The sequence below is a fragment of the Pseudomonas sp. PB105 genome (assembly GCF_009764655.1).
Lineage (GTDB): Bacteria > Pseudomonadota > Gammaproteobacteria > Pseudomonadales > Pseudomonadaceae > Aquipseudomonas > Aquipseudomonas cyclaminis.
On the sequence record NZ_RWIO01000075.1, the window covers coordinates 1 to 1594 of the forward strand.

The 1594-nt window shown below is 58.9% G+C and carries 2 protein-coding genes; one reads left to right on the top strand and one right to left on the bottom strand.

Translation table 11 applies throughout. The features are described from left to right. Positions 1-901 (bottom strand): terminase large subunit domain-containing protein (locus EJD88_RS18635; RefSeq protein WP_218573954.1); only part of this gene is annotated, 901 nt, incomplete at its 3' end. A 161-nt stretch (positions 902-1062) separates the two neighbouring features. Between EJD88_RS18635 and EJD88_RS18640 the strand changes: the two genes are divergently transcribed. Further along, on the top strand, positions 1063-1594 hold a 532-nt coding region (locus EJD88_RS18640; protein ID WP_178116908.1), incomplete at its 3' end, for a GPO family capsid scaffolding protein.

Below are 1594 nucleotides of genomic sequence, written 5' to 3' on the forward strand. Positions count from 1 at the left end.
TGGGCGTCGAGAAGTAGGTTTTGCGCCACTTCTTGTGGGTGCCCATGGCGCTGGCCACGGTGCTGAGTTTTTCGAAGTCGCGGATCCAGAAGTACTCATCCACGTACACATGGCCATGGTAGCCCTGAGCGGTGCTGCTGTTGGTCGACAGGAAGCGCAGTTCGGCGCCGTTGCTAAGCGTGATCGGGTTGCCGGTCAGCTCGATATCGAACCACTGTTTGGCAAACTGGATGATGTAGCTGCGGAAAATCTCCGACTGCGAGCGGCTGGCCGACAGGAACACCTGGTTGTCGCCAGTCAGCACCGCATCCATGAACGCTTCGCCGGCGAAGTAGTAGGTCAGGCCTACTTGGCGACTCTTGAGGATGTTGCGGATCCGGCTGGTCAGCGGGTTTTGTTTGGCGGCAAACAGCTCCTGCTGATAGCGGTACATCTTGCTGATGAACTTATCCAGGAAGTCGACTTCGGTCAGACCGCTGATATCGTTCTTGGCCTTCTTTTCTTTTTTCCTGTCGCCGCCCTCGCCACGGCTGGAGCGTTCGCCACGCGAGCGTTTGCGCGGTTCCTGGGGCTCGTCCAGGTCGTCGCCGTTCGATGGCGCCACCGGTGCGGGCTTGGCCGCTTGTTTCAGCAGTCGTTCGCGAACAAGGGTCAGTCGGTCCAGCTCGTTCAGATCGTCTTTGGACAGGCTGCCAACTTTGTCCAGGAGCAGGGTGATTCGCCGGCCGACGGCAGTCAGCGGTTCTTCGTCCGACAGCATGTCTTCCCACCCGCCCTGGCGGATCCAGTAGTAGACGATCCGGATGTTGGGCAGGTTGAGCTGCGCCTGAATTTCCTTGGCCTTACAACGGCGCAGAAACAGGCGTTTGGCGGCTTCTTTAACTTCGGTCGAGTAGTACATGGGCCGCAGTCTATGCGGCGAAAACGCTGGAAACGCGGGGTTAAATTCCGTGATCCGCCTATATCGCGAATATAGGAGAAACGCGCATTTGAACCGTTTGTTTGAGGGCTGAGGGCTCCCTATCTTGGCGGCTCATTCAGTGATTGAGCGCAGTCAAATCCATGCCCCGTTCCCTTGTATCGTTCTGGAAACGTGTCGCCACCAGCGGAGCCACCGTTGATGGGCGCGTGATCCTTCCCCAGGAACTGCGCGATATCGCTGAAACCTACAAGCCGTCGTTCTACACGGCGGTGATCTGGTGCGACCACGAACGTTGGCCAGGCTCCCACGGCACCGTCTACGCGGTGCGTCTGGTGGAAGAAGCCGAAGACCTGGAGCCCGGCGAAGTGGCGTTGGAAGCGCAACTGAAGCCCAACGACCGACTGCTGTACTTGAATGACCAGGGCCAGAAGCTGTTCAGCAGCATCGAAATTACCCCGGACTTCCGTGGCAAGGGCAAGGCCTACCTGACTGGTTTGGGTGTCACCGACCAGCCTGCCAGCGTGGGCACTCAGGAACTCTACTTCTCCCACAAGAACAACCGCGCCTCCTACTACGCCGCGTCGGTCGAACTCGGCCGCCTGCAGGACGACAGCCCAAACACCGCCGAAACCGGACTGATTGATGCCCTGACCGGCTTCTTCAAGCGTTTCG